We start from the raw sequence: 454 nt of genomic DNA on the forward strand, positions 1-454 counted from the left end.
AGCTGGTAAGGATGTAACTGGCGAAGTAACTGTAACTTATCCAGATCACACCAAATCTGATCCAGTAACTGTAACTGTTCATGTTAATGGTGAAAGTGATAAATACAAGGTTGCACCTAAAGATGATGTAACTGTTCCAAGAGGTAGCCAAGTTGATGCAGAAAGAACAGTTGTTGCTCAAACTCCAGATGGTCAATCGGCTAGTTTCCCAGATGGAACTACACATAAATGGGTAACTCCCCCTGATACTTCAACAACTGGTAATCGTACTGGTGTAGTTAAGACTACCTTCCCAGATGGTTCTACTACCACAACTACTGTTAGTGTAACTGTTGAGCCAAACCAAAGTGATAACTACGATCCAAAAGGCCCAGAGAATCCAGACGACAGAGTGCCAGTAAAAGATCCAGAACACTTAACTAAAGGTGACGAGGATAAGGTTAAGGGTGAAGTC

The 454-nt window shown here is 42.1% G+C and carries 1 protein-coding gene; it reads left to right on the forward strand.

Annotation, left to right across the window (positions count from 1 at the left end; genetic code table 11):
• Positions 1-454 (forward strand): Rib/alpha-like domain-containing protein (locus tag JEM49_RS10150; RefSeq protein WP_274609077.1); only part of this gene is annotated, 454 nt, incomplete at both ends.

This window comes from Lactobacillus sp. A27 (assembly GCF_016742815.1).
Taxonomy (GTDB): Bacteria; Bacillota; Bacilli; order Lactobacillales; family Lactobacillaceae; genus Lactobacillus; species Lactobacillus gallinarum.